This is a genomic window from Methylomonas sp. Uni0011 (assembly GCF_056850255.1).
Genome location: NZ_JBVVNO010000003.1, coordinates 94,710 through 117,356 on the forward strand (window position 1 = coordinate 94,710; position 22,647 = coordinate 117,356).

At 58.2% G+C, this 22,647-nt stretch carries 21 protein-coding genes; 4 read left to right on the top strand and 17 right to left on the bottom strand.

Going from position 1 to position 22,647, the window contains the following annotated elements:
* Positions 1–4: 4 nt before the first annotated feature.
* From AC0IM9_RS05705 to glnE, 3 genes are all read right to left on the bottom strand, one after another.
* On the bottom strand, positions 5–595 hold the full coding sequence (locus AC0IM9_RS05705; RefSeq protein WP_140910829.1) for a YfiR family protein: 591 nt from the start codon (positions 593–595) through the stop codon (positions 5–7).
* A gap of 16 nt (positions 596–611) precedes the next feature.
* Positions 612–3,008: a TonB-dependent siderophore receptor gene (locus tag AC0IM9_RS05710; protein ID WP_482803378.1), complete on the bottom strand. Its 2,397-nt coding sequence runs from the start codon at positions 3,006–3,008 to the stop codon at positions 612–614.
* Positions 3,009–3,173: 165 nt separating this feature from the next.
* On the bottom strand, positions 3,174–6,050 hold the full coding sequence (glnE, locus tag AC0IM9_RS05715) for a bifunctional [glutamate--ammonia ligase]-adenylyl-L-tyrosine phosphorylase/[glutamate--ammonia-ligase] adenylyltransferase (RefSeq protein ID WP_482803379.1): 2,877 nt from the start codon (positions 6,048–6,050) through the stop codon (positions 3,174–3,176).
* 166 nt (positions 6,051–6,216) lie between these two features.
* Between glnE and AC0IM9_RS05720 the strand changes: the two genes are divergently transcribed.
* Complete coding sequence (locus tag AC0IM9_RS05720) at positions 6,217–6,696, top strand: cytochrome c (RefSeq protein ID WP_445372519.1); 480 nt, start codon at positions 6,217–6,219, stop codon at positions 6,694–6,696.
* Between the two features lies 1 nt (position 6,697).
* A complete protein-coding gene (locus tag AC0IM9_RS05725) occupies positions 6,698–8,176 on the top strand; it encodes a DcaP family trimeric outer membrane transporter (RefSeq protein WP_482803380.1) in 1,479 nt (492 codons plus the stop codon).
* Positions 8,177–8,238: 62 nt separating this feature from the next.
* On the opposite strand, the gene ubiB is transcribed toward AC0IM9_RS05725, so the two are convergent.
* The 7 genes from ubiB to hslV are packed head-to-tail and all read right to left on the bottom strand — an operon-like array spanning position 8,239 to position 13,718.
* Positions 8,239–9,807, bottom strand: coding sequence for a ubiquinone biosynthesis regulatory protein kinase UbiB (gene ubiB, locus AC0IM9_RS05730; RefSeq protein WP_482803381.1), 1,569 nt, complete (start codon positions 9,805–9,807; stop codon positions 8,239–8,241).
* A 12-nt stretch (positions 9,808–9,819) separates the two neighbouring features.
* Positions 9,820–10,455, bottom strand: coding sequence for a ubiquinone biosynthesis accessory factor UbiJ (locus AC0IM9_RS05735; RefSeq protein WP_482803382.1), 636 nt, complete (start codon positions 10,453–10,455; stop codon positions 9,820–9,822).
* Positions 10,456–10,644: a hypothetical protein gene (locus tag AC0IM9_RS05740; protein WP_482803383.1), complete on the bottom strand. Its 189-nt coding sequence runs from the start codon at positions 10,642–10,644 to the stop codon at positions 10,456–10,458.
* A 33-nt stretch (positions 10,645–10,677) separates the two neighbouring features.
* Positions 10,678–11,427: a bifunctional demethylmenaquinone methyltransferase/2-methoxy-6-polyprenyl-1,4-benzoquinol methylase UbiE gene (ubiE, locus tag AC0IM9_RS05745; protein WP_140910821.1), complete on the bottom strand. Its 750-nt coding sequence runs from the start codon at positions 11,425–11,427 to the stop codon at positions 10,678–10,680.
* Positions 11,428–11,435: 8 nt separating this feature from the next.
* Positions 11,436–11,825 carry a gamma-butyrobetaine hydroxylase family protein gene (locus AC0IM9_RS05750; protein WP_140910820.1) on the bottom strand — a complete coding sequence of 130 codons (390 nt, stop codon included), beginning with the start codon at positions 11,823–11,825 and terminating at the stop codon, positions 11,436–11,438.
* Between the two features lie 6 nt (positions 11,826–11,831).
* Positions 11,832–13,151 (bottom strand): ATP-dependent protease ATPase subunit HslU, encoded by a 1,320-nt coding sequence (gene hslU, locus AC0IM9_RS05755; RefSeq protein WP_482803384.1) that lies wholly within the window; start codon positions 13,149–13,151, stop codon positions 11,832–11,834.
* A gap of 3 nt (positions 13,152–13,154) precedes the next feature.
* Positions 13,155–13,718, bottom strand: a complete 564-nt coding sequence (gene hslV / locus AC0IM9_RS05760) for an ATP-dependent protease subunit HslV (protein ID WP_140910818.1) — start codon at positions 13,716–13,718, stop codon at positions 13,155–13,157.
* Positions 13,719–13,933: 215 nt separating this feature from the next.
* Here hslV and AC0IM9_RS05765 point away from each other — a divergent pair, with 215 nt between their 5' ends.
* A complete protein-coding gene (locus AC0IM9_RS05765; protein WP_140910817.1) occupies positions 13,934–14,380 on the top strand; it encodes a hypothetical protein in 447 nt (148 codons plus the stop codon).
* On the opposite strand, the gene AC0IM9_RS05770 is transcribed toward AC0IM9_RS05765, so the two are convergent.
* From AC0IM9_RS05770 to AC0IM9_RS05785, 4 genes are read right to left on the bottom strand one after another with little or no spacing between them, the layout of a single operon-like run.
* Positions 14,374–14,838: a nucleoside deaminase gene (locus tag AC0IM9_RS05770; RefSeq protein WP_140910920.1), complete on the bottom strand. Its 465-nt coding sequence runs from the start codon at positions 14,836–14,838 to the stop codon at positions 14,374–14,376. The two genes, AC0IM9_RS05765 and AC0IM9_RS05770, sit on opposite strands and share 7 nt — an antisense overlap.
* The gene (gene metA, locus AC0IM9_RS05775) at positions 14,838–15,902 is read right to left on the bottom strand and encodes a homoserine O-succinyltransferase MetA (protein ID WP_482803385.1); all 1,065 of its coding nucleotides are present in this window, start codon (positions 15,900–15,902) and stop codon (positions 14,838–14,840) included. The genes AC0IM9_RS05770 and metA overlap by 1 nt, the downstream gene beginning before the upstream one ends.
* A 13-nt stretch (positions 15,903–15,915) precedes the next feature.
* The gene (locus AC0IM9_RS05780) at positions 15,916–16,764 is read right to left on the bottom strand and encodes an ATPase (protein WP_140910815.1); all 849 of its coding nucleotides are present in this window, start codon (positions 16,762–16,764) and stop codon (positions 15,916–15,918) included.
* Between the two features lie 10 nt (positions 16,765–16,774).
* Positions 16,775–17,077, bottom strand: coding sequence for a DUF6763 family protein (locus AC0IM9_RS05785; RefSeq protein WP_140910814.1), 303 nt, complete (start codon positions 17,075–17,077; stop codon positions 16,775–16,777).
* A gap of 129 nt (positions 17,078–17,206) precedes the next feature.
* On the opposite strand from AC0IM9_RS05785, the gene AC0IM9_RS05790 reads away from it, so the two are divergent.
* Positions 17,207–17,419 (top strand): SlyX family protein, encoded by a 213-nt coding sequence (locus tag AC0IM9_RS05790; RefSeq protein WP_140910813.1) that lies wholly within the window; start codon positions 17,207–17,209, stop codon positions 17,417–17,419.
* An 11-nt stretch (positions 17,420–17,430) separates the two neighbouring features.
* Here AC0IM9_RS05790 and AC0IM9_RS05795 read toward each other — a convergent pair whose 3' ends face one another.
* The 3 genes from AC0IM9_RS05795 to AC0IM9_RS05805 all read right to left on the bottom strand — a co-directional run bounded on the left by AC0IM9_RS05795 (position 17,431) and on the right by AC0IM9_RS05805 (position 22,539).
* On the bottom strand, positions 17,431–18,759 hold the full coding sequence (locus AC0IM9_RS05795) for a D-alanyl-D-alanine carboxypeptidase family protein (RefSeq protein ID WP_482803386.1): 1,329 nt from the start codon (positions 18,757–18,759) through the stop codon (positions 17,431–17,433).
* A 242-nt stretch (positions 18,760–19,001) separates the two neighbouring features.
* A complete protein-coding gene (locus AC0IM9_RS05800) occupies positions 19,002–20,168 on the bottom strand; it encodes a PepSY-associated TM helix domain-containing protein (RefSeq protein ID WP_482803387.1) in 1,167 nt (388 codons plus the stop codon).
* Position 20,169: 1 nt separating this feature from the next.
* A complete protein-coding gene (locus AC0IM9_RS05805; RefSeq protein WP_482803388.1) occupies positions 20,170–22,539 on the bottom strand; it encodes a TonB-dependent receptor in 2,370 nt (789 codons plus the stop codon).
* Positions 22,540–22,647: the final 108 nt, after the last annotated feature.

Genomic DNA, 22,647 nt, shown 5'->3' on the forward strand with positions numbered 1-22,647 from the left:
TCGCTTACCTCATCCGGCGCAAGGCGCCGTTGAACAGGACGCTGGTGGATACCTCCAGCATCTTGGTTTGAATGGTCAGCGAAACTGCTCGCGCTTGGTCCAGATTGATGCTCATGCCCACCCGGTCATCCACAACGAAGCCCACGACTCCGCCGGCGTCGAGAAAATCCGGCGCGTCGCCGATCGTCAATACCGGCTTGTTGCGCAATTCGGCGAGTGCTTGTTGGCGTTGCCAAGGCTCCGGGTAAGCAATGTAAACCAATTGGCAAGCCGGCAATTCCGCCGGCCGCTGGGCGCGAACGATGCGGAAGCCGCGGCCTTGCTCGGTGCGGTTGCGCAAGGTATCGTCCAGAATCTCGCCGAACGGGTCCGGACCGAGGATGCCGACGCACCAGGGGGCACCGTTGTCCGGCAAGGCTTGGTCCGGCCAGACCACATAATGGGCGAAATTGCGCAGGAAGGCGGCTTTGACCCGGTACGGGTTTTCCTGAGTCGAGGCCGGAGCCGGCGCTAACGCGCAGAGCAGCAGTGTCAGCAGGCCGAATGCCCGGATTCGGCCGGAGCCGCTATGCGAAAACTTGATGCCGTATTGCATGCTCGTGCCGCCGCAGTCAGTACTTGACCGAAAAGTTGACCATCAACTCTTGCGGTCGACCGCGGCTGCTCTGCGACGGCCGGTAATGTTCGTCGAGCAGGTTTTTACCGATCAGGTCGACGCTGATGCTGTGGCCGCCGACTTGCCAGGCGTAACCGAGCAAGGCGTTTAGTAGGGCGTAGGTCTGGTAGGCCGAACTCGGCGTGTCCGGTAACAAGGTCTGGTCGAACACCAAGTTGACGCCACCGCCGATATGCAGCCCTTGCAGCGGGCCGGCGTCGAAATCGTAGCGGGTCCACAGATTGGCCAGATGCGGCGCGCTCATTTGTAGCGGCGCATTGTGAAAGCGCCACGCGTTCTTGTAATAGGCGCGGCCGGTCGCGTCCAGCGTGTTCGGATCCTGGGCCAGGATCGCGGCGTCGTTGCCGGTGAATTCGGTAATTTTGGCATCCATGAAGCTGTAGGACAGGTACAACTGCCAGTTGTCGGCCAGCCTGGCCGTGGCGTCCCATTCGATACCGCGCGAGCGCTGCTTGCCGGTGGGGACGCCGTAGATGGTGGTGATACCCAAGCCGTCGGTTACGGCCAGATCGTTGACGATGTTTTTGTTTTCGATGTCGAAGAAGGTCAGCGTGCTCGACAGCCGGCCGTCGAACAGGTCGGCTTTCAGGCCGATGTCGACCCCGCGGCCTTCGCTCGGTTCAGGGATGCCGCGGCTGCCGTCCAGGTTGTTGACCAAAAACGTGGCGGGAACGAAGGATTCGGCATAGGTGGCGAAGGCGGTCCATTCCGGCGTGATTTTGTAGAGCAGGCCGTACTGGGGCGTGAGTTTGCTGACGCTGGTTTGCGGTTGGGCGACGTTGGTCAGGCCGTCGCTGACTTGGCTGGTCGTGGAAGTCCAGCGCCAGCCGGCCAACGCCAGTAGCCGGTCGCCGAACAGGCCCAGGGTGCCGCCGCCGTAAACCGATTTGTCAACGGCGCCGACGTCCTGGTTGAAGCGGCCGGCGGTCAAGGCCGCTAGCGGAATCGCGGTATTGCGGTTCCAGGTTGCCGGGTTGCCCAAGTCCCACCGCGGTAGCGGCGAGGCGATCGGGTTGTTGCCCAAGGCCGGATCGTTCGGCGCCTGGCCGGCATTGCGGTGGAAATTGCGGTCCACGTACTGGCCGCCGAGCAATAAGCGCAGGCTGGCGAAACCCAGATCGTATTTACCGACGCCCTGAATTTCGACGGTGTCGTCGCGGTTGGTATAGTTTTGCAGCCGTACCCGCCGGCCTTGTATTAGCGTGGCGTTGTTCGACATACCCAGGTTGCCGCTGAACACGGCTTCGATATCGTATTCCAGATGCGAATAGCCGGCGCGCAGATTCCAGTGTTCGTCGGCTTTGACGTCGATCCAACTGCTGAAATTATTGGTTTTGCTGTGGCGGAAGTCGCTGTAGGCCATGCTGTTCCAGGTGTCCGCCAGCCCCTGCACGTCGACGCCGGACAGGTTCGGGTCCGCCGTGCTGGGGATCAGTCCGGCCCAGGTGCTGTAGCCGGGTTTTTGCATCAATTGCGGTTCTTCGATCTTTTCGAAATGTTCGAATTTCAGCGAGACGCTGAGCCGGTCGCTAGGCTGCCACAGCAGGGATGGCGATAGGTTCCAGGAATGGGCGTCGTAAGCATCCCAGTAATGCATGTCCTGGTCGTAGGATGCCGCCAGGCGGTAGGCCAGCGTGGCGGAGGCCGGGCCGGTGACGTCGGCATCGAAGCGGTATTCGCCGTAAGAGCCGTAGCGGGCGTCGGCGCTGGCGGCAAACCGGCGCTGCGGTTGTTTGGTGATGACGTTGACGATGCCGCCCGGCGCGACCTGGCCGTATAAAAACGAGGCCGGGCCTTTAACCACCTCGACCCGCGAAATATTGGTGAAGTCGAATATCGACGGGCCGTGCACGCCGTCACGCAGGATCTGGATATTGCCGCCGGCCAGCGAGCCCACGGTGAAGCCGCGGATGGCCAGATTGGCATTGCCTTCGTTGAAATCGTTGCTGCGGTAGGTGACGCCGGGCGAATAGCGGGCGATATCGAAAATGTCGCGCGGTTTCTGGTCGGCAATGAACGACTCGGTGAAGGCCTGCAAAGCGAACGGCAGCTCGCGGATCGGCGAATCGAAACGGGAGCCGGATACCGAATTGGAGGCGCTGTAACCGCGGTCGAGTTGGCTGGATACTTCGAACGGCGAGACCTTGACGCCGACCAGTTCGTCGATGTCCATGTCGGCGACGTTTTTGGTTGTTGCTGCCGCTTCCGGGGTGGATGCCGGCCGGTAAACCTCGCCGACTTCCGCGCTCGTTTTCGCCGTCGGCGCGACCCCGAGCGCCAAACCGGTCGCAACCGCGCCAAGTCCACCGAATCTTGGCCAACGTCGCGTCATATTTGAGCCTCCCCAACAGCGGTTAGTCAACGTTGCCGTCCGGTTTGGCCGATCAAATTCCTCCAGTCGCTACCCGCTCGGGCAGGGCGATCTAAGGCATCATAGCACGGGGTCGCCGCAACGGATTACTGTTGCACCCGGCTTGCGGTTTACACCGGAAACCGTTCACAGCATATAGTGCCGCCACAGCCGCTCGACTTCGCCGCGCAATTCGGCAAACTCGGCGCCGTCTGCGGTGGCGCTGAGTCCTTGCAGGACCTGGTGGTGGCCGTAATCCCGGTAAGCGCAGTAGGCTTGCTTCAGCAAGTCTGCGTCAGCGGCCGGCATCAAACCGTGCTGTTGCAAGCCTGCTAACAGACGCACGTTGTCGGTGTAGGTGGCAAGGTCCGGATAGTGTGCGGTGCCGGCCAGAATCGAGTATTGGACGATGAACTCGATGTCGGCGATGCCGCCGGCGCTGTGTTTCAGGTCGAATACCGCCGGGTCTTTCGGCGCCAGATTGTCGCGCATCTTTTCCCGCATTTCCCGCACCTGGGTCTGCAATTCGGCCGGATCGCGCGGCAGCGCCAGAATTCGGGCCCGAATCGCTTCGTAATCGGCTTGCAAATGCTTGTCGCCGGCCACGAAACGGCCGCGCACCAGGGCCTGGTGTTCCCAGGTCCAGGCTTGGTCCCGCAGATAGGCTTCGTAGTGGCCGATATGGGTTACGAGCAAGCCGGAGTCGCCATTCGGCCGCAGCCGCAGGTCGGCCTCGTACAAGACGCCGGACAGCATCTTGGTATCCAGGATATGGCGGATTTTCTGGCCCAGCCGTAAATAGAACTGGGCCGTGCCGATCGGTTTTTCGCCGTCGGTGGTAGCGTTGCCGTCGGCGCAATCGTACAGAAACACCAGGTCCAGGTCGGAGCCGTAACCGAGCTCGATGCCGCCGAATTTGCCGAACGCAATCACGGCGAAAGCGGCCGGACCCGGGCCGGTGCCGGGCGGGCAGCCGTGTTTGGCGGCCAGCATGTGCCAGGCCCGTTCCAGTACCTGCTCCAGAATCGCTTCGGCGATCCAGGTCAGATAATCGCTGACGATCATCACCGGAATCGCGCCCATGATGTCGGCGGCGGCGACCCGCAACACGTTCAGGTGTTTGAACTGGCGCAGCGCAATCATCAGCTGTTCGCCGTCCTGCTGGTCGACATTATTCAGCGCCCGCTGCAAGTCTTCGCGCAAGGCCTGTTTCTGCAACGGCTCGTACAGCGAGCGGGTGTCCAGCAGTTCGTCGAACAAGATCGGATACTGTGCCAGATACTCGCAGATCCAGGGACTGGCCGCGGCCAGCGTGATCAGTTGTTGCAAGGCATCGGGATTTTCCGCGAGCAAGGCCAGATAGACGTTACGGCCGGATACGGCTTCGAACAGTTGCAAGATCCGCAGCAAGGTGGTGTCGGCGTGCTCGCTGCCGGCAACCTGTTCGATCAGCTTCGGCATCAGCCGGTCCAGCACGCCGGCGCCTTTGGCGGTCATCCGTTTTACCGCGTGGGAGTCCTTGAAATCGGCGACGGCTTTTTGCATGGCCAGCGGGTCGGCGAAACCGTAATCGGCCAGCGCCTCCAGCGCCTGTTCGTCGTCGGCCCCGGCGGTCCAGATCAGGCGCGCGCTTTGCCGCTTGTTGTCCTGGTCGCTGAGCGAGAACACCTGTTCGAAAATTTCGTGGACCGAGGCGCGCACCCGATCCAGTTCCTGCTTGAATTCCTGCCAGTCGGCGAAATCCAGCGAATAGGCCAGCAGCAGCTGTGCCAGCGGCACGGCGGGCAAATCGTGGGTTTGTTTGTCCTGGTATTCCTGGATGTGGTTTTCCACCCGGCGCAAAAAGCGGTAACCGAATTTCAGCGTGGCGACGTCGTCGTCGCCCATCAATTGCAAATCGCGCAGTACGTCCAATACGGTCTGGATTTCCCGTTGCTGCAGCGCGACGTCCTGGCCGCCGCGGATCAGTTGGAAGGCCTGGCCGATGAACTCCACTTCGCGGATACCGCCGGGGCCGAGCTTGACGTTTTCCATCCGGTCTTTGCGCCGCAATTCCTGCGTGATCTGGAATTTCAACGAACGCAATTCTTCGAAGGCGCCGTAGTCCAGATAACGCCGGTAAACGAAGGGTTTGATCATCGCCGCCAGTTGCTTGCCGCTGACGAAATCGCCGGCTACCTGGCGCGCCTTGATCATCGCGTAGCGCTCCCATTCCCGGGCCTGCGTCAGGTAATACTGTTCCATGCCGTCGAAGTTCATGATCAGCGGGCCGCTGTCGCCGAACGGTCGCAACCGGACGTCGGTGCGGAACACGAAACCGTCCACGGTGATCTCGTCCAGCATTTTCACCAGCGAGCGGCAGAGACGGGTGAAGAATTCCTCGTAGCTGATTTCTTTTTTGCCGCTCAGCACGCCGTCCTCGGCGTAGGCGAAAATCAGGTCGATGTCGGACGAATAATTCAGCTCCCAGGCGCCGAGTTTGCCCATGCCCAATACCACGATATTGAACGGAGTACCGGCGGCCAGCGTCGGCGTGCCCCAGCGCTGGCAGGCCTGGCGGTATAAAAAATCCAGCGCGGTCTGGATGCAGGTTTCGGCCAGTGCGGTCAGATCGGCCAGGGTTTCGTCCAGATCGGACCAGCCGGCCAGATCGCGCCAGGCGATTCTGACCATTTCCCGGCGCCGAAACAGCCGCAACGCGCGGGCCAGAGTCGGTTCAGAATCGGCCGAGCCCACGCTCGGCGCTAGCGCGGCGGCGTAGTCCTGCCGGCGTAGCGGGGCGAACAGGTCGCCCGAGTCGACCAGTTCCGGCAGCAAGCCGGGGTGGCGCAGCCAGTTGTCGCTGATGAACTGGCTGCAGGCGCAAACCTTCAATACCGAAGCGCGGAAGCGGTCGTCGCCGAATGCGGCCAGATGCTCGGGGCTAGAAACCTCGGCCAGTCTGGCGCAAAAATCGCCGGCCCAGGCTTGCAATTCATCGGGTAAATGCGCCGAATGCTGCGACAACGTATCGAAAAGCGTCATTGGCCGGTTCCTGTAGTTGTAAACGGAAGGGCATGATACCTAAACTGCCGAGGTCTGAATAACAATATCCACACTATGATTAAGGCATGTTTCCGCAGTGTTTTCCCGGCATTCCGGTGTTGACGCTTTGCAGCTGCACGCAGCCAGCCCAAAGGGGGCTTTCACCATGAAAAAAATTTACCCGATACTCGTTTTATCCGCGGCAGCGGCGGCCTGTTCGGCGCCGGAGCCAAAAAGCCTGGCTAGCTCAAGCGGTTGGAGCCAAACCGGAACGCCGGCCCTGCATGCGGTTCGCGACGGCAAATTACGTGAACTGATGGATCGAATGGACAGCCTGATGCATGAGCGATTTATGACGGAGACCCAAATCGATGCCGAGCGGCGCAAGTACGCGCGGCAGATTGCCGAGACTGCGCATAGCCTGTCGGCGAACGTCGACACGATCATCGCCAGTATGCCCAGTCTGAACCTGACCGCGGACGAACAAACCGCATTTCGGGCGTTGGCGGCAAAACTGCGTAGCGAAATGAGCTTGTTGCAACAGCAAGCCGAATCGAATCGTATCGATCAAATCAGCGACAACCTGCATGAAATCAACACCACCTGTACCTCGTGCCACGCCTTGTTCCGCAAACTGGGAGGCTAGTGTGAGTAGAGCGGGCGATTTTTTACTGAAATTGGCGGCGCTGCTTGCCTTGTGCGGAGCGTTGTCCGGTTCGGCGGCAGCGGACGACGACATTAAGGCCCTATTGGGGGCGATGAGCCGGCAGATCGAGGACTTGAAACAACAGGTGGCGCAGTCCAATCAGCGCATCGGCCAGTTGGAGCAGGCGCTGAAGGTCTATAAAAGCGAGCAGCAATCGCCAAAAGCCAATTTGGTCGGGGCTGCGGGCGTTCAGCCAGTACCGGCCTCGGCCGCCGGCGCCGGCAATTCCAAGGAAAAAGCGGTTGTAACGGTTGGCGATACTAAAGGCACATTCAAAATTCCGGGGACCGATACTTCGTTAGGTCTGGGCGGTTTTGTCAAAACCGACCTGCTGTTCAACAGCGTCAGCGCCGGTCGCGACCGTTTGGGCGACCAGCAATTGGTCATGTCGCAAATTCCGGTCGGCGCCGCCGGCGAACGCGGGCAGGTTACTTTTCTAGCCAAGGAAAGCCGTTTGTGGTTCAAGTCGTTTACGCCGAGTGAGTGGGGCGACGTCAATACCTTCGTCGAACTGGATTTTTACGGCGATCCGGCCACCTATAGTTATACGCCGCGCTTGCGCCATGCCTACGGTTCGTTCGGCCATCTGCTGGCCGGCCAAACCTGGACTACGTTTTTGAACGCGTCGGCTTTGCCCGACAACCTGGATGTGGGCGGCTCGGCCGGCGCCCTGGCTAGTCTGCGTCAGCCTCTGGTGCGCTGGACCGAGCCGTTTACCTGGCTGGATACGCCGATGGAAGGGCTATTGGCGCTGGAAACGCCGCGCAGCCGGCTATGGGTGGATAACCATCTGGAGACGGGAAGCGCGAACCGGGCGGCGGCCGGCGATCCTAATCTGGATGCCGCCTATTGGACGACGCCGAACGCGGATCGCTATCCGGATTTGGTTGCTCGCCTGAATTTGAACCCGGAATGGGGCAACATGTCTCTGGCCGCATTGGGCAGGCAGTTGCGTTACACCAATAGCAGCAACGGTTATCGCCAGGATGCTTGGGGTGGCGGTGTCAATTTATCCGGCAGGATCAATACCTTCGGCCTGGATAACATCCGCTTCATGGCGCATTGCGGCAAGGGCGACGGCCGCTATGTGTCTACGACCAACACCTTCGCCGATGCGGCGCTGGATAGTCACGGCGCGTTAGAGTTGTCGGAGAGCTACGGCGCTATGCTGGCCTACCAGCATTGGTGGGACAAACAATGGCGTTCCAGCCTGACTTACGGCTTCGCCCAAACCGACTATCCGTACTACGCCAATCCGGTATTGACCCGGCAGGTGCAATCGCTGCACGCGAATTTGTTATGGAGCCCGGTCAGCCAGGCCATGCTGGGCGTGGAATACACCTATGCCGACCGAGAACTGATCGACGGCCGCGACGGGGTGCTGCAACGGGTGCAGTTTTCGGCGAAATATAGTTTCTGAGGTGGGCAAGTTGGCCCAGCGTTTGAGCCTGTAATAAGTCGGAGCCGAAATGTCGCGGCGAATCAGCCCCGCAACAACGGCGATTGCAGGATCAGCGCTGCCGTAATCAGCACCGCGGCGCCGAAGATGGCGCGCAGGGTGCGGGTGTTGTTGCGCTTGAGTTGTTTGCGCAATTGGATCATTTCCTTTTGCTGGTGCTGCAATTGCTGCTGCATATGCGCGGCGCTTTGCAGGGCTTGGAACACCAGGCCCGGCACTTCCGGCAGTTGTTCGCCGATTTCCGGAAACTTGCCCAGCAATTCCTTGATTTTCTTTTCCGGACCGATGCGTTGTTTGAACCAGTTTTCCAGGAATGGTTTGGCGGTTTGCCACAGGTCCAATTCCGGATAAAGCTGGCGGCCCAGGCCTTCGATGTTGAGCAGGGTTTTTTGCAGCAGTACCAGTTGCGGTTGTACCACCATGTCGAAACGGCGCGCGGTCTGGAACAGGCGCAGCAACAGCAGGCCGAAGGAAATGTCTTTCAGTGGCTTTTCGAAAATCGGTTCGCATACCGCACGGATCGCCGCTTCGAATTCCTCGATCCGGGTGGTTGGCGGCACCCAGCCCGATTCGATGTGCATTTTCGCCACTTTCCGGTAGTCGTGATTGAAAAACGCCAGAAAGTTTTCGGCCAGATAACGCTGGTCGCTGTCCGACAAGCTGCCGACGATACCGAAATCCACGGCCAGGTATTTATCCGGCAGTTGCACGAAAATGTTGCCGGGATGCATATCGGCATGAAAGAAATTGTCGCGGAACACCTGGGTGAAGAAAATTTCCACGCCGCGCTCGGCCAGCTTTTTGAAATCGGCCCCGCCGCGGCGCAAGGCGTCGATATCGCCGACCGGGACGCCGTAGATGCGTTCCATCACCAGTACTTTCCGCCGGGTCAATGGCCAATGGATTTCCGGGATGTACAGCATCTCCGAGTTTTTGAAATTGGCGCGGATCGCGCTGGCGTTGGCGGCTTCGCGGACCAGATCCAGTTCGTCGAGTATGGTTTTCTCGAATTCGGCAACGATTTCCATTGCCCGCAGCCGGCGGGCGTCGGCCCAGAAGCGTTCGGCCAGGCGCGCCAGTTCGTACAACAAGCCGACGTCGGAATGGATTTTGTCTTCGATATCGGGCCGCAGTACCTTGACGATGACTTTCTCGCCGCTGGGTAGCGTTGCGGTATGGACTTGGGCCACCGAGGCCGAGGCCAGCGGCGTCGAGTCGAATTCGGCGAACGCTTCCTCGATCGATTGGCCGAGCTGTTGTTCGATGATTTTGCGGGCGGTGTCGATCGAGAACGGCGGCACCCGGTCCTGCAATTTGACCAATTCTTCGGCGATGTCTTCCGGCAGCAAATCCTTGCGGGTCGATAAGGTCTGACCGAATTTGACGTAAATCGGTCCCAGGTCTTCCAGGGTGCGGCGGATGCGCACGCCGCGCGGTTCGCGCGAGTTGCGGGTCCAGTAATTCGGCGACAAAAACGCCAGATAGCGGATCGGTCGGAACAGATGGGTTCTGAGTACGATTTCGTCCAGACCGTGAAACATCATCACCCAATTGATATGCATCAGGCGTAGCAGTATTTTGGGGCGAATCACGGTGTCGGTCCTTTAGTCAGACTCAGAGGTGTTGTCGGAAGTTGTGGTCAGCCGATCCAGCCGGGCGGCAAGGCGGTCGCAATCGCTACGGCAGGCGTCGATGCCGCGGAACAGCAATTCGGCTTCGGCCTTGGCCGGCAGTTCGCGGGTTTCTTCCTGCAGAAATTCTTCCAGGTTTAGCCGCAGCGTATGCAGGCTTTGACCGGTCCAGCGTTTGCCGCCGCGAACGATATCGCCCAGTTGCCGCGCCAGTCGCTCGCCGGTGACGCGGGCCAGTTTGCCCTGCAGATCGATATCGAGTTTTTCGAACAGGCGCTGGAATTTGCGGGCCAGTTGTACGTCGCCGGCCAGGCGCACTTCGCCCTTGAACAGCGAACGCATCGGCGTGGCGCTGAGGCCCATCAGGCCCAGCGACGACAAGGAACCGCTCAGGGTGGCGTCGGCCGCCGCCGGATAACTGTCCAGGATACGGATAGTGTCGCTGCCGGGGCATAAATACAGGCTGCTGCCGAAGGTATCGATCCGCAATTCGATGACCTTGCCCGCCATCGGCGCCAGATATTCTTCGCTGTGGCTGTCCAGCGCCAGATAGCGGACCAGTGCCGCTTCGAGCGCGGATATCAGCAGTGGTTTCAGCGAGCCGGGCATTTATTGAGCCTGCTGCTGCTGTTGTTGCTGCAGATAATCCCGCATGTCTTCGTTATCGATCCGATGGTATAAATCGGCGACGGCTGAGCTCAGACCGACGCTGTCGAAGCTGATATTGTCGTCGAGAGAGGAGTGCGTCGGTCGCCAATCGGCTTCGCTGATCGGATATTGCGCCTGTTGCAGAGCCATCTTCGAATCTCGCTACCGGGTCCGTAGGTCGGCTTAAAACTTGTAACCCCGGTGCACGGCAACGATGCCTTGGGTCATGTTGAAATATTCGCAACGCTCCAGGCCGGCGTTTTCCATCATTTGCTTCAATTCGTCCTGCTTCGGGTGCATCCGGATCGATTCGGCCAGATAGCGGTAACTGTCCTCGTCCTTGGCCACCACGGCGCCGATTTTCGGCAGGATGTTGAACGAATAAAAGTCGTAGACTTTTTCAGTGATCGGGTCGATCGGATGCGAAAACTCCAGCACGATGACGCGGCCGCCCGGTTTCAAAACCCGGTACATCGAACGCAATGCGGCGTCCTTATCGGTGACGTTGCGCAAGCCGAAGCCTATTGTCACGCAGTCGAAAGTATTGTCGGCGAATGGCAGGCATTCGGCGTTGACCTGGGCGTAACGGATATTGCCGGCAACGCCTTTGTCGATCAAGCGGTCGCGGCCGGTGCGCAGCATTTCCGAATTGATGTCGGCCAATACTACCTGGCCGGATTTGCCGACCCGTTTCTCGAACAGCAAGGTCAGGTCGCCGGTACCGCCGGCCAAGTCCAAAACCTTATCGCCCTCGCGAACATTGGCCAGTTGCACCGCAACCCGTTTCCAAATCCGGTGGATGCCGAGCGACATCAGGTCGTTCATCACGTCGTATTGGCGGGCGACCGAGTCGAATACGCCGCGCACCAGCGCGACTTTATCTGCCTTGGGAACCTGTTTGAAGCCGAAATGGGTGGTATTGTCGTTAGTCATGATTCGATTCAGTTGTGTAAGGGCGAGCGGCGGCTGATGCCGGCGGCTTGCAATGCTTCCAGGTAAGCCGACCACAGCAGCGGGAAATCGGAACCGAGCTTGTACAGCAAGTCCCAGCTATAAATGCCGGTGTCGTGGCCGTCGCTGAAGATGAGTTTCACCGCGTAATTGCCGACCGGCTGAATGTCGGTAATGGTGACGTCTTCCTTGCCGGTCTGCAGAGTTTCCTGACCGGGGCCGTGGCCGACCGCTTCCGCGGATTGGGTGAAAACTCGCAGATACTCGCTGGGCATCTCGAAGATGCTGCCGTCGTCGAAATGGATTTCCAAAATCGCCGACACTTTGTGCAGCTTGATTTCGGTAGGTTGGCAATGGCAGGGAGTGATGGCTACGCGCATGGTCGGTTATAAAATGTAGCGGCTCAAGTCTTCGTCGTCGGCCAGTTCCAATAGGTGGGCGTCGACGTAAGCGGCGTCGATGACGACCGATTTCTCCGGCAGATCCGGCGCGCTGAAGGAAATGTCTTCCAGCAGTTTTTCCAGAATCGTATGCAGGCGGCGGGCACCGATGTTCTCGGTCTTTTCGTTGACCTGCCAGCCCAGTTCGGCAATGCGTTTGATGCCGTCGGCGGTAAATTGCAGATCGACGCCTTCGGTTTTCAGCAACGCCTGGTACTGCTCGGTCAAGGACGCATCCGGTTCGGTCAGAATGCGGACGAAGTCGTCGGCGCTGAGTGCGTTCAACTCGACCCGGATCGGAAAACGGCCTTGCAGCTCCGGGATCAGGTCGGACGGTTTGGTTAAATGGAACGCGCCGGAGGCGATGAACAGGATATGGTCGGTCTTGATCATGCCGTATTTGGTGGTGACGGTGCTACCCTCGACCAGCGGCAGCAAATCGCGCTGCACGCCTTCGCGGGAGACTTCGCCGCCGCCCGTTTCCGCGCGTTTGCAAATCTTGTCGATCTCGTCCAGAAACACGATGCCGTGCTGTTCAACCGCTTCCAGCGCCGATTGCTTGATTTCCTCTTCGTTGACCAATTTGCCGGCTTCCTCTTCCTGCAGCAGTTTCAGCGCGTCCTTGATTTTCAGTTTGCGCGATTTGGTGCGGCCGCTGTTCAGGTTCTGAAACATGCCCTGCAACTGGCTGGTCATTTCTTCCATGCCCGGCGGTGCCATGATTTCGACGCCGACCGACGGTGCGGACACGTCGATTTGGATTTCCTTATCGTTCAAATCGCCTTCGCGCAATTTTTTGCGCATTTTCTGCCGGGTGGATTCTTCGGTGTCCGACAGCATGCCGCCCTCGGCGCGCGGCAGCAGAATGTCCAGCACCTTGTCTTCCGCGGCATCGGCGGCCCGGTTTTGCACCTTTTCCATGGCCGATACCCGCGTCATTTTTACTGCGCTGTCGATCAGGTCGCGGATGATGGATTCCACGTCGCGGCCAACGTAGCCGACCTCGGTGAATTTGGTGGCTTCGATTTTGATGAACGGCGCATTGGCCAGCCTGGCCAGACGACGGGCGATTTCGGTTTTGCCGACACCGGTCGGGCCTATCATCAGGATGTTTTTCGGCGTGATTTCGTCGCGCAACTCGGGTGCAACCTGGCTGCGGCGCCAGCGGTTACGCAAGGCAATGGCGACTGAACGCTTGGCGTCGGCCTGACCGACGATGTGTTTATCCAGTTCGCTGACGATTTCTCTCGGGGTCATTTGACTCATGGTTTACTCTTGCGGCGCCGCTTGCGGTTCGGCGTCCAATTCTTCGATGCGTAAGTTGTGGTTGGTATAAATGCAGATGTCGGCGGCGATATTCAAGGCCTTTTCGACGATGTCGCGCGCACTAAGTTCGGTATTTTCCAGCAAGGCGCGGGCGGCGCTTTGGGCGAAGGCGCCGCCGGAGCCGATGGCGATGAAATCGTGTTCCGGTTCGATCACGTCGCCGGTACCGGAGATGACCAGGGAAGTTTTGCTGTCGGCGATGATCAGCAGTGCTTCCAGTTTACGCAGGGCTCGGTCCGTACGCCAGTCTTTGGCCATTTCTACAGCGGCGCGGGTTAGGTTGCCGCGGTGTTTTTCCAGTTTGCCTTCGAAATGTTCGAACAGGGTGAAGGCGTCGGCAGTGGCCCCGGCGAAACCGGCTATCACTTTGTCGTGGTACAAGCGTCTGACTTTTCTGGCATTGCCTTTCATTACGGTGTTGCCCAAAGTAACCTGACCGTCGCCGCCGATCACGACCTTGTCGCCGCGCCGGACCGATAGAATTGTGGTGCCTCTGAAGTTGGTCATAAGCTGGGAAACTGAAAACGGAAAGGCGGCGATTTTACATGTTCTGGGCCCGGATGGGTTAGAAGTTTAGCAAGCGCAGGCCTTGTCGGAAAAAGGTTCGGAGATTGAACAAAGCACTAAAACTGATTAAAGTTGAAACTGCTGGTATTTTAAGGATGCGCCGTTTTATCGGGCGCTTCCAACATTACAACAACAATAACAACAAGAGGCTAGTCATGAATTTGTCGATTCGCTGGAAAAGCGCGCTGCTGTTGGGCGCGATGGTTTTTTCGAGTGTGGCGTTGGCGCTGACACCGGAGGAGGAGGAACGGTTAAAGGAATGCAAACGGCCCAAATTTCGCGATTTCGTTCCGGAACATAAAGCTGAAGTCGATGCTGGGGTCGATATGTCGTTCCATGTCTCGCACAATGCCGATCCGTTGTCCATCAGTGCCGAGGCCCGCGGCGAGAAAATGAAGGTCGAGGTGGTCGATAAAAAGACTTTTTATTTCGTTAAATCCAAATTGCCGCAACTCAGTCCGGGATTCGCCCGGATCCACGTCATGGCCAAATCGGCCGAAAGCAAAGTCGAGTCCGGCTGCTGGGGGCAGGACGGCTGGTTGATCAAAATCAAGGGTGAAGAGGCTGCGGCCAAGCCGGCAGTTCCGGCAGCGGCTCAGTAGCGGATTTTATCGGTCTGGATTTGCCATAAGCGGAACGGTTCCGCGGCAGATTCTAGTGGCAGATGCCGCATAACGATCTGGCGCTGCTCGGCAGGTTTGTCGATTTCAGTGTAAATCAGGCTGTCGTCAAAGCCGGCTTGGGCGGCATCGTCGCGACTACTGGCGAAATAGACTGCGTCCAGCCGGGACCAATAAATCGCGCCCAGACACATCGGGCAGGGTTCACAACTGGTGTAGAGCACGCAGTGTTTCAATTGAAAGTCTTGCAAATACTGGCAGGCTTGGCGGATCGCCAGCACCTCGGCATGGGCGGTCGGGTCCATGTTCTCGGTGACGCGATTGCCGCTGGCGGCGATGATGCGCTGGTCTCGCACGATCAGCGCGCCGAACGGGCCGCCGCCGTTGCTGACGTTGAAGCAAGCCAGTTCTACCGCTTGATGCAGAAAGTCCTGGTGCATCACAGGCCCAGCGGATTGCGCGGATCGACGCCGTCCATGAACGGCAGTCGGCGGTCTTCGTTGGTGATTTGGTAGACCTTGCCCAGCCAGTTGTTGAATACGGCTTTGGCCGAGTCGCGCCAGGTGATGTCCAGACGTTCGACGATTTGCTCCTCCGGCATTGCCGTTAGCTGCCGGCCGCCGTGGCGGGCGGCCTGGACGTGGCTGGCGTAGTCGGCCAGCAGGCGTTGCGCCGCTTCGTCGAAATAGTGTTCCGGATAGGGCGGATAATCGTCGCGTTCGGCGCGGTAATAGCGCAGTACCTCGCGTTTATATTCCTTCAACAAGCTGATGTCGTCGTACTCCGGATGGCCCTGGAAGAACACGATCCGGAAGCCGTCCGGGCTGACCGCCAAATGTACGCCGGCCTGGTCGCTGGCGACTAATACCTTTAAGCCTTGTTTTTCCATGTCGCTACGGAAAACCTCGTTGAACCGAGAATGCGGTACATCGAAGCGGGTATTGATTTCGGCTACCAGCGGGTGGTTGCGATCGACCACCTTGTGCGAGTAGACCCCCCAACGCTTGGCCGGCAGCCGGGTGCGTTCGATACCGTAACAATGCTGAATCAGAGCATGGGTGGCGAGGCAGGAACAGAGCACCGAAGTGACGTTTTCCTTGGCCCACTCGAACACTTCGGTCAGCGGCCGCCAAAAATCCTCTTCCTGTAAATGGTCGTGGGTGACGTTGGCGCCGCTGATGATCAAGGCGTCCAGGCCGTCGCGTTTGATCTGTTCGAAGCTTTCGTAATACTTGGCGATATGCGCCAGAGTTTCCGGGCCGCGCTCCAGGCCGTCGATGGTAAACGGGTGGACGTGGAACTGGGCAATTTGGTTGCAGGCGCCGACCAGACGGAAAAACTGGCGTTCGGTGGCTTCCAGCGCGGCATCCGGCATGATGTTCAACAGGCCGATGTGCAATTCGCGGATGGATTGGTGGGCGGCGCGGTCCGGCGTCAGAATCTCTTCGCCTTCTTCCTGCAAGCGGCGGAAAGTCGGTAATTCGGTATGAGCAACTAAAGGCATGTCAGTGGGCCGCTCAAGCGCTTTGGCGGGCGATCGCCGCGGCGATCAGTTGGACGAAATCGTCCTCGGTTTGCACTTTGGCGGTTTCGTCGGCGCTGATCGTGTAACCGTACTGGGCGGCGATTGCCTCGTAACGCGGCACCCGCGCCTTGAACAATTCCGGAAACACCCAGCTGACGAATTCGTCCGGCGGAATCTGGTCGGTGTTCTGGTAGTTGCGTTCGCGCATGAATTGCGCCAGCTTTTCATCGACGAATTCCGGCCGGTAATACAGCGGTTTCGGATCTTGCTTGGCGCGGTCGATGATGGTCTGTTCCAATGCCGGCGGAATTTTGATGTAAACGATCAGCGTATGCTTGGCCAGGTTTTCCAGCACTTCCGGGCAATCCAGTTCGCAGACGCTGCCGCCGGCGTCGTTGATGAAATGCTTGTAGCCGTAGATGGCTTCGGCTTTATGGATGAAATCCGGCACGTCGTTCATCGCCGCGATTTCGGCTTGATGGTGCAGGGCCTGGCGGCGCTTGAATTCGGCCTGGCTCAAGCCGCCTTTGCCGGGGTCGCCGATTTTGCCGAGGAAGCTGGATACCGGCGCCAGATTGTCGACGGTGATGTTGCTGCAAATATAGATCGAGTCGGACTTAAGCAGGTCCCGCAAAAACGGCACGCCCATCGCTTGCTGTTTGATGTTGTCCAATATCGGTTCTTCCAGGTATTTGGTGCCGATCCGGTAGTCGCCGGAATAATGGAACCATTTGTCTTTGGGCAGTTTGGCCGATAGCGTGGTTTTGCCGGCGCCGGACATGGCTAACAGGGTGATGCTTTTGGACTCCCAGTCCAAAAACTGTTGCGGGGTCATTCTCATAAGGTCGTGTTCAATCCAAAAAGTCGCTGATATCCAAATCTTCCGAATCGGCCCGGCTGTGGCGGTCCGGATCGGTATAGCCGAGATCGTCGGCTTCCAGATCGTCGAACGGTGCGCTCCAGTCGTCCGGATCTTCGATGTAATCGATGGTCGAGCCATACCACGACTCGTTATCGTACTCGCCTAAATCGCCGTTGGCGTATTGCACTTCGATCGATTCGTCGGCTCCTTCGATCGCCACTACCTTGAAAGTAAGATTGCTTTCCAAATCTTTATACCAACGGCCGATGACCGGATCTGCAATGGTTGTCATGGTTGCATCCTCGCTGTGTTGATGTGGTGGGCAATGATAGCGAGTTTGGCGGGGCGGTGCGAGTGCGCAGGCGTAAAACCGCGATCAAATTCGATTAGAATGTGCCATTACTTGCAGCTTTAGGCCGTTATGAACGAAGAACGCATTATCGAATTGGAGATTAAGCAAGCGTATCAGGAAGACCTGATTCAGGCTTTGAACCAAGTGGTGGCCGACCAGCAAAAACAGATCGGCAAATTGGAGGAGACCTGCAAGTTGCTGCACGACAAGATCAAGAGTTTGGCGCTGAGCATGGCCGAGCGGCCGTTGCTGCCGCTCGACGAAAAGCCGCCGCATTACTGAGCGGCGGCCGGTTAAGACTTGGAGCGGTTGCGGTGACCGATTTTGCCGTGGTTGCCGGTCGCAGCCACGGTTTGTTTCGGTTGCGGAAAGGAGCTGCAATCCAGATTTTTGCCGTGCAGGCGGCGGCAGAAATCGCGGCTGTCGTCCTGTTGCAGGCCGGTCCATTGGCTGAGCCAGACGGTGCCTCTTTTGTTTTTGCTCTTGACGATACGCGGTTGACCGCTTTTTGCCAACGGGCCTAATGCGTTGCGGACCCGTTGCAGGTTGACGTCGGCATCGATTTTGCGCGGAAAGCTGCCCAGGCTGACGTTCCACGATGCGGCGCTATAGCGGGGCTGCGGCTTGTTTGCCGCCAGCAGCCTGTGCTCGCGGCTTTCCGGCGTTTCGTTGATCCTAATCGGTTCGTAACGGCTGATGGCACCGGAGTCTGCGCCCATTTGCGCGGCACTGCCGGCGCAACGGTTAGATGCCAATTGAAACGGTGGCGGCAATTGCGCGGTATCGTGCAATTGCGAAATGTGTTCGCCCAACTGGCTGTTGCCGCTCTTGGCAAAGCCCATATCCAACAGGTTGCCCATTTGCTCGAAACGTTCGCCGCTGCTGTGGGCGCCGAGCAGTACGCCGATGATCCGGTGGCCGTTGCGTTTGGCCGAAGCGATCAGGTTATAGCCGGAGCCGCAGGTAAAACCGGTTTTGAAGCCGTCGGCGTCGGGGTAGGTTTTCAGGATTTTGTTGGTATTCGGCATTACCCGGCCCTTGTAACGGAATTCGGTGGCCGAAAAGTAATGGTAATACTGCGGAAAATCGCGCAGTACCGCCGCCGATAACAATGCCAGGTCGCGGGCGCTGCTGATTTGGCCGTCGTCCGGCAGGCCGCTGGCATTTTCGAACGAACTGCTGCTCATGCCCAGGCGGTGCGCGGTTTGCGTCATCATCGCCGCGAAATTGGATTCGGTTCCGCCCAGCCTTTCCGCCAACACCACTGCCGCATCGTTGGCCGAGCGGGTGGTGACGGCCATGATGGCTTGTTCGACGGTCAGGCTTTGCCCGGCGCGCAAGCCCAGCTTGGAACTGGGCATAGATGCGGCGTGCTTCGACGCGTAAACGGTATCGGTAAGCTTCAGGTTGCCGGATTCCAGCGCGGCAAACGTCATGTACATGGTCATGACTTTGGTCAGCGAGGCCGGATACCAGCGCTGGGTGGATTCATTCTCGTGTATCACCCGGCCGCTGTCGGCGTCGATGACAATGGCCGCATAGCGGGCGGCCGCAAACGGGCTCTGCAGCATCAGGCAAGCCAGGGATATCAGGGCGAAACGGGGCTTAGGCAGGCGGCTCAAGTTATTACTTTGCTCCAGGAAGGTTGTGTAAGCGTTTGACGATATTATTTAATCAGAAATTTCAATTTCGACAAAGGCGGATTTCGTGGCGGGTTGGATGGATTCGACTGGCCGAGTGGTGGATTTTTACCGGGATCGGCCCGGAAAACCACGCTCTACCGTATCGTAGTGCCAATCTTGGCGCCGAAATCGCTCTCCGCCGGCACCGATCGGTAAAATAGCAAAAACCGGCGGCGTTCGGGTCAGACGCTGCTGCGCAGTTTGAATTTGTGACGGGCTTGGCGTTTTTGCAGCCAGCGAATCACGCCGGTGACGAACAGCAGCGGGCAGGCCAATCCCGAAATCAACACCAGCAATTGCCCGGTCAAGCCGAAGGCTTCGCCGGTATGCAAGGGATGCAGCCAGTTGATCAGCGTGTCGGAACCGCCCAGCTCGGCGGGATTGCTGACCGCCAATACTCGGCCGCTGTATTGATCCACCCAGACATTGGTTTTCGGGAAGCGTTGGCTGGGCTCGCCGTCTTGGCGCAGATTGATGCGGAAACTGCCGCCAGCGTCGTGCGGGGTTTCGATCCAGCACAAGCGGGCGTCGGGAAAAACCGACTGGCCGGCGGCGACGGCTTGATCGAGGCTTATCCGCTGCTGTCCGGCGCGGGCCGGGAAAGATTGCGGTTTGGGCGTGGGCTGCAGCGGCGAAAAATAGCCGAACAGCGGATTGACGTATTGCGGGATTTCCAGGGCAACGCCGCTCAGCGCCAAAACCAGCATCACGGTGAAAGTGTAAAAACCCGCCAATTTATGCAGATCGTAATTCAGCCTTTCCTTGCTGGCCTTGGCCTTAACTGTCAGCGCGGTTTTTAGTTTGCTTAACGGCGGCCACCACAGGTAGATGCCTGAGATCAGCGAAATCAAAAAAAAGCCGCCGACAATCGCCATCAAAATTTTACCAGGCTCGTCCAGTAACAGTTTGTAATGCAGGTCGTACAGCCAGGTCATCGCAAACTCGCCCCAAAAGCGGCTCGCCAGCACTTTGCCAGTGTATGGGTCCAGCGAAACCATCAGCGGCGCAAAGCCGTGGTGGGCGGTTTCTTCCGGTTTGTAATAGCGGGCGGTGACGGCGCGGTGCGGGTCTGCAGGAATTTCCAGTCGCCAGCCGCGTTGCCGGCCAGGTTCCGCCTGGCGTAAAGCCTGGTACAGGGCTTCGTAGCTTTGCCGCTGTGCGCCTGGCTGGGCGATTACCAATTGCGGATTCAGCCATTCGTCGAGATCGAGATAGAACACCAACAGGCTGCCGGTCAGACCGGCCAACGCTACGATCAGGCCTAACCACAAACCCAGATACAGGTGCAGCGCCAGCCAGAGCCGGCGGGCTCCGGCCTTTTTTCTGGCTTTGTCGGGTGTTGCGCCCATTTTAGTAGTCGAATTTCACGCTGACCGCACCGTAGAAAGCGCGACCTTCCGCTGGGGAATAAAATGGATAACGATTGGCAGGGTTTGGATCACCGTAGCTCTCGTCATACCACAAATATTCGCGTTGGCTATCGGTTAGGTTTTTGGCCTGAAATTGCAATTCGACTTCTTTGGTCACTTGATAGCCCAAGTCCAGATTCAATAGGGCGTATTCTCCATGTTTACCGGCGTCGTTGGCTTGATCGACGAAGTAGTTACCTTGGCCGCTGGTCCATAGCGATGAACGCAGTTGTTCGGTGACTTGATAATCGATACCGGCTGAAAACAGATAATTCGGCGTATTCACGACCTGGTTGCCGACCGTGTATTCCATGGTATTGGTGACAACCGCCGGTGGGTTGGTTATCTTGGCTTCCTGCAAGGAATAGGCCGCCCAGATGCCAAAGCGATCGGTCGGATAGACCTTGATTTCGATGTCGACGCCCTGGCGTTTGGTGGGACCAATCAAGGTCGAATCAGCACTGGCCAGATTACGGCTGATCTCGTTGCTGGCATCTTGCATCCAGTAGGCTACCCGGCCTTCCGCCCAGTCGACCGGTTGCAGTTTAAAGCCGACTTCCCAGCCGTCGTTCAGAGAAGGACCGGTATTTGATTGGTTGCGCCCGATAAAGGTGGCTTGCCCAAGTCCGACTTGGAAGGTTCGGCCCCAGTTGCCATACAGACTGTAACCCTCGATTGGCGTGATTACCGCGCCTATTTTGGGTTGTGAGATGGTGCCATAATCGTTGATCGGATAGGCGCCAAAGGTAGCGCCGGGACGGTAGCTGAAAAAGTTGCCGTCAATGACGTCGGCGCGATAGCCGGGCGTCAGTTTCAGCCATCGGGTGGGCTTGATTACCGCCTGAATGTAACCACCGTAATTCAGAAACGTCCAATGCTCGTCGTTGCGGATGTTGGTCGCACTGCTCGGGTTGGGTATGCCGTTGGTGGTTCGGTACTGTTTGTAGCGGTTTTCCTGTTGTTGGAAATCAAAGCCGGTTTCAATCGAGAAATCGTCCAGCCAACTGATTTGTGGGTGATAGGTCAACGACGTGATTGCACCGTACTGCACCTCGTCACGGTCGCGTTTGACTTGGGAGAACACCGGGTGAAATCGCACCAGGCGCTGGTCATCGAAAATATTGCCGTACGCCTTGTTCGACCAGAACAAAGTTTCGCTTAAGTTGACGTCGAGATGGGCGCTAACCTGGCCTATCGTGCGCTTGCTGTAATCCAGCGGGTTGTGCGGTGTGGACTGAGTGGTACTGGCTAATTGCTGTTGATAAGTCAGATAGCCCGGCTCTTGCGCGCCGGCCTCGCTCCAACGGGCGATTAAACCGGCTTTATATTTATCGGTTGGTGCGTAAAACCACTTGCCGGAAAAGCTGTTCTTGTCCGAATCGCTACGATCGCGATAGCTGTCGCTGGCGCGATACGAAATCTGGTAGTTCTGAGAAAAGCCGTCCTTTTCGTAACCTAAACCGGATTGGATTTCGTGGGTGTCGAAACTGCCGTAACTCATCCGGCCTTTGACATAATTGCCGCCGGTGGTGGTGGTCATGTTGACGTTACCGGCAACGTTATGCAGGCCGTAACGCGGATCGTTGGTGCCCCGCACCACTTCAATCGATTCGATATCCAGCGGAAACAAGGCATCCAAATAAGGCATGTTGCCGTCGTTCGAGTTGCTGGGAATGCCGTCGATCAGCAATTTCACCGCGTTGATCCTGCCTTCGCCGTTGAAGCCGCGGAACGAAAATTTGCCGGTGGTGGTGCCTTGGCCGAATTGGGTGATTTGGATGCCCGGCATCCGATGCATTAAGTCGAATGCGGTCAATACGTTCTGGTCGGCGATCTTGTCGGCATAGAGGATGTCGACTGATGTCGCGATGTCCTTGCTAGTCAATTTGCCGTTGTCCGGCTGTTCGTTGACCGTAACTTCGCCGAGCGAGATGATCGAATCGTCGCGGATGGCTTGCGGTTTCGGCGCCGGTGGGGCCTTCTTGATGGTAATCACGCCGCCGACAATCTCCGACTGCAGCCCGTGTTTATGTAGCAACCGGTCCAGCGCTTGCTGTACGGTGAATTCACCGCGCAGCGCATCGGCTTGAATGCCGTTGACGATCGAGTCGGCGTAGATCAATTTGGCGCCGCTGGTCTTTGCCAAACTGTCCAGGCTGGCGGCGAGGCTTTGGGCCGGCAGATCGAGTTTGCTCGATACGGCTGCGCCGGCCCAGGTATTGCTGGCGATTGCCAGAGACAGGGCTAGCATCGGCAAAACGATGCGGCGTCCGCTGCGCTGCCGGTCAGTTGGACTGCTTGATAGAGTCATTTTCATCTCCTGATTTATGAAGGTTGGCCAGACCTGTGCCTGGGCATACCGTTCATAACGAAGCAGAACAAGGAAACTGGACAGTTTTGCCGAAAAAAATTGGTTCGG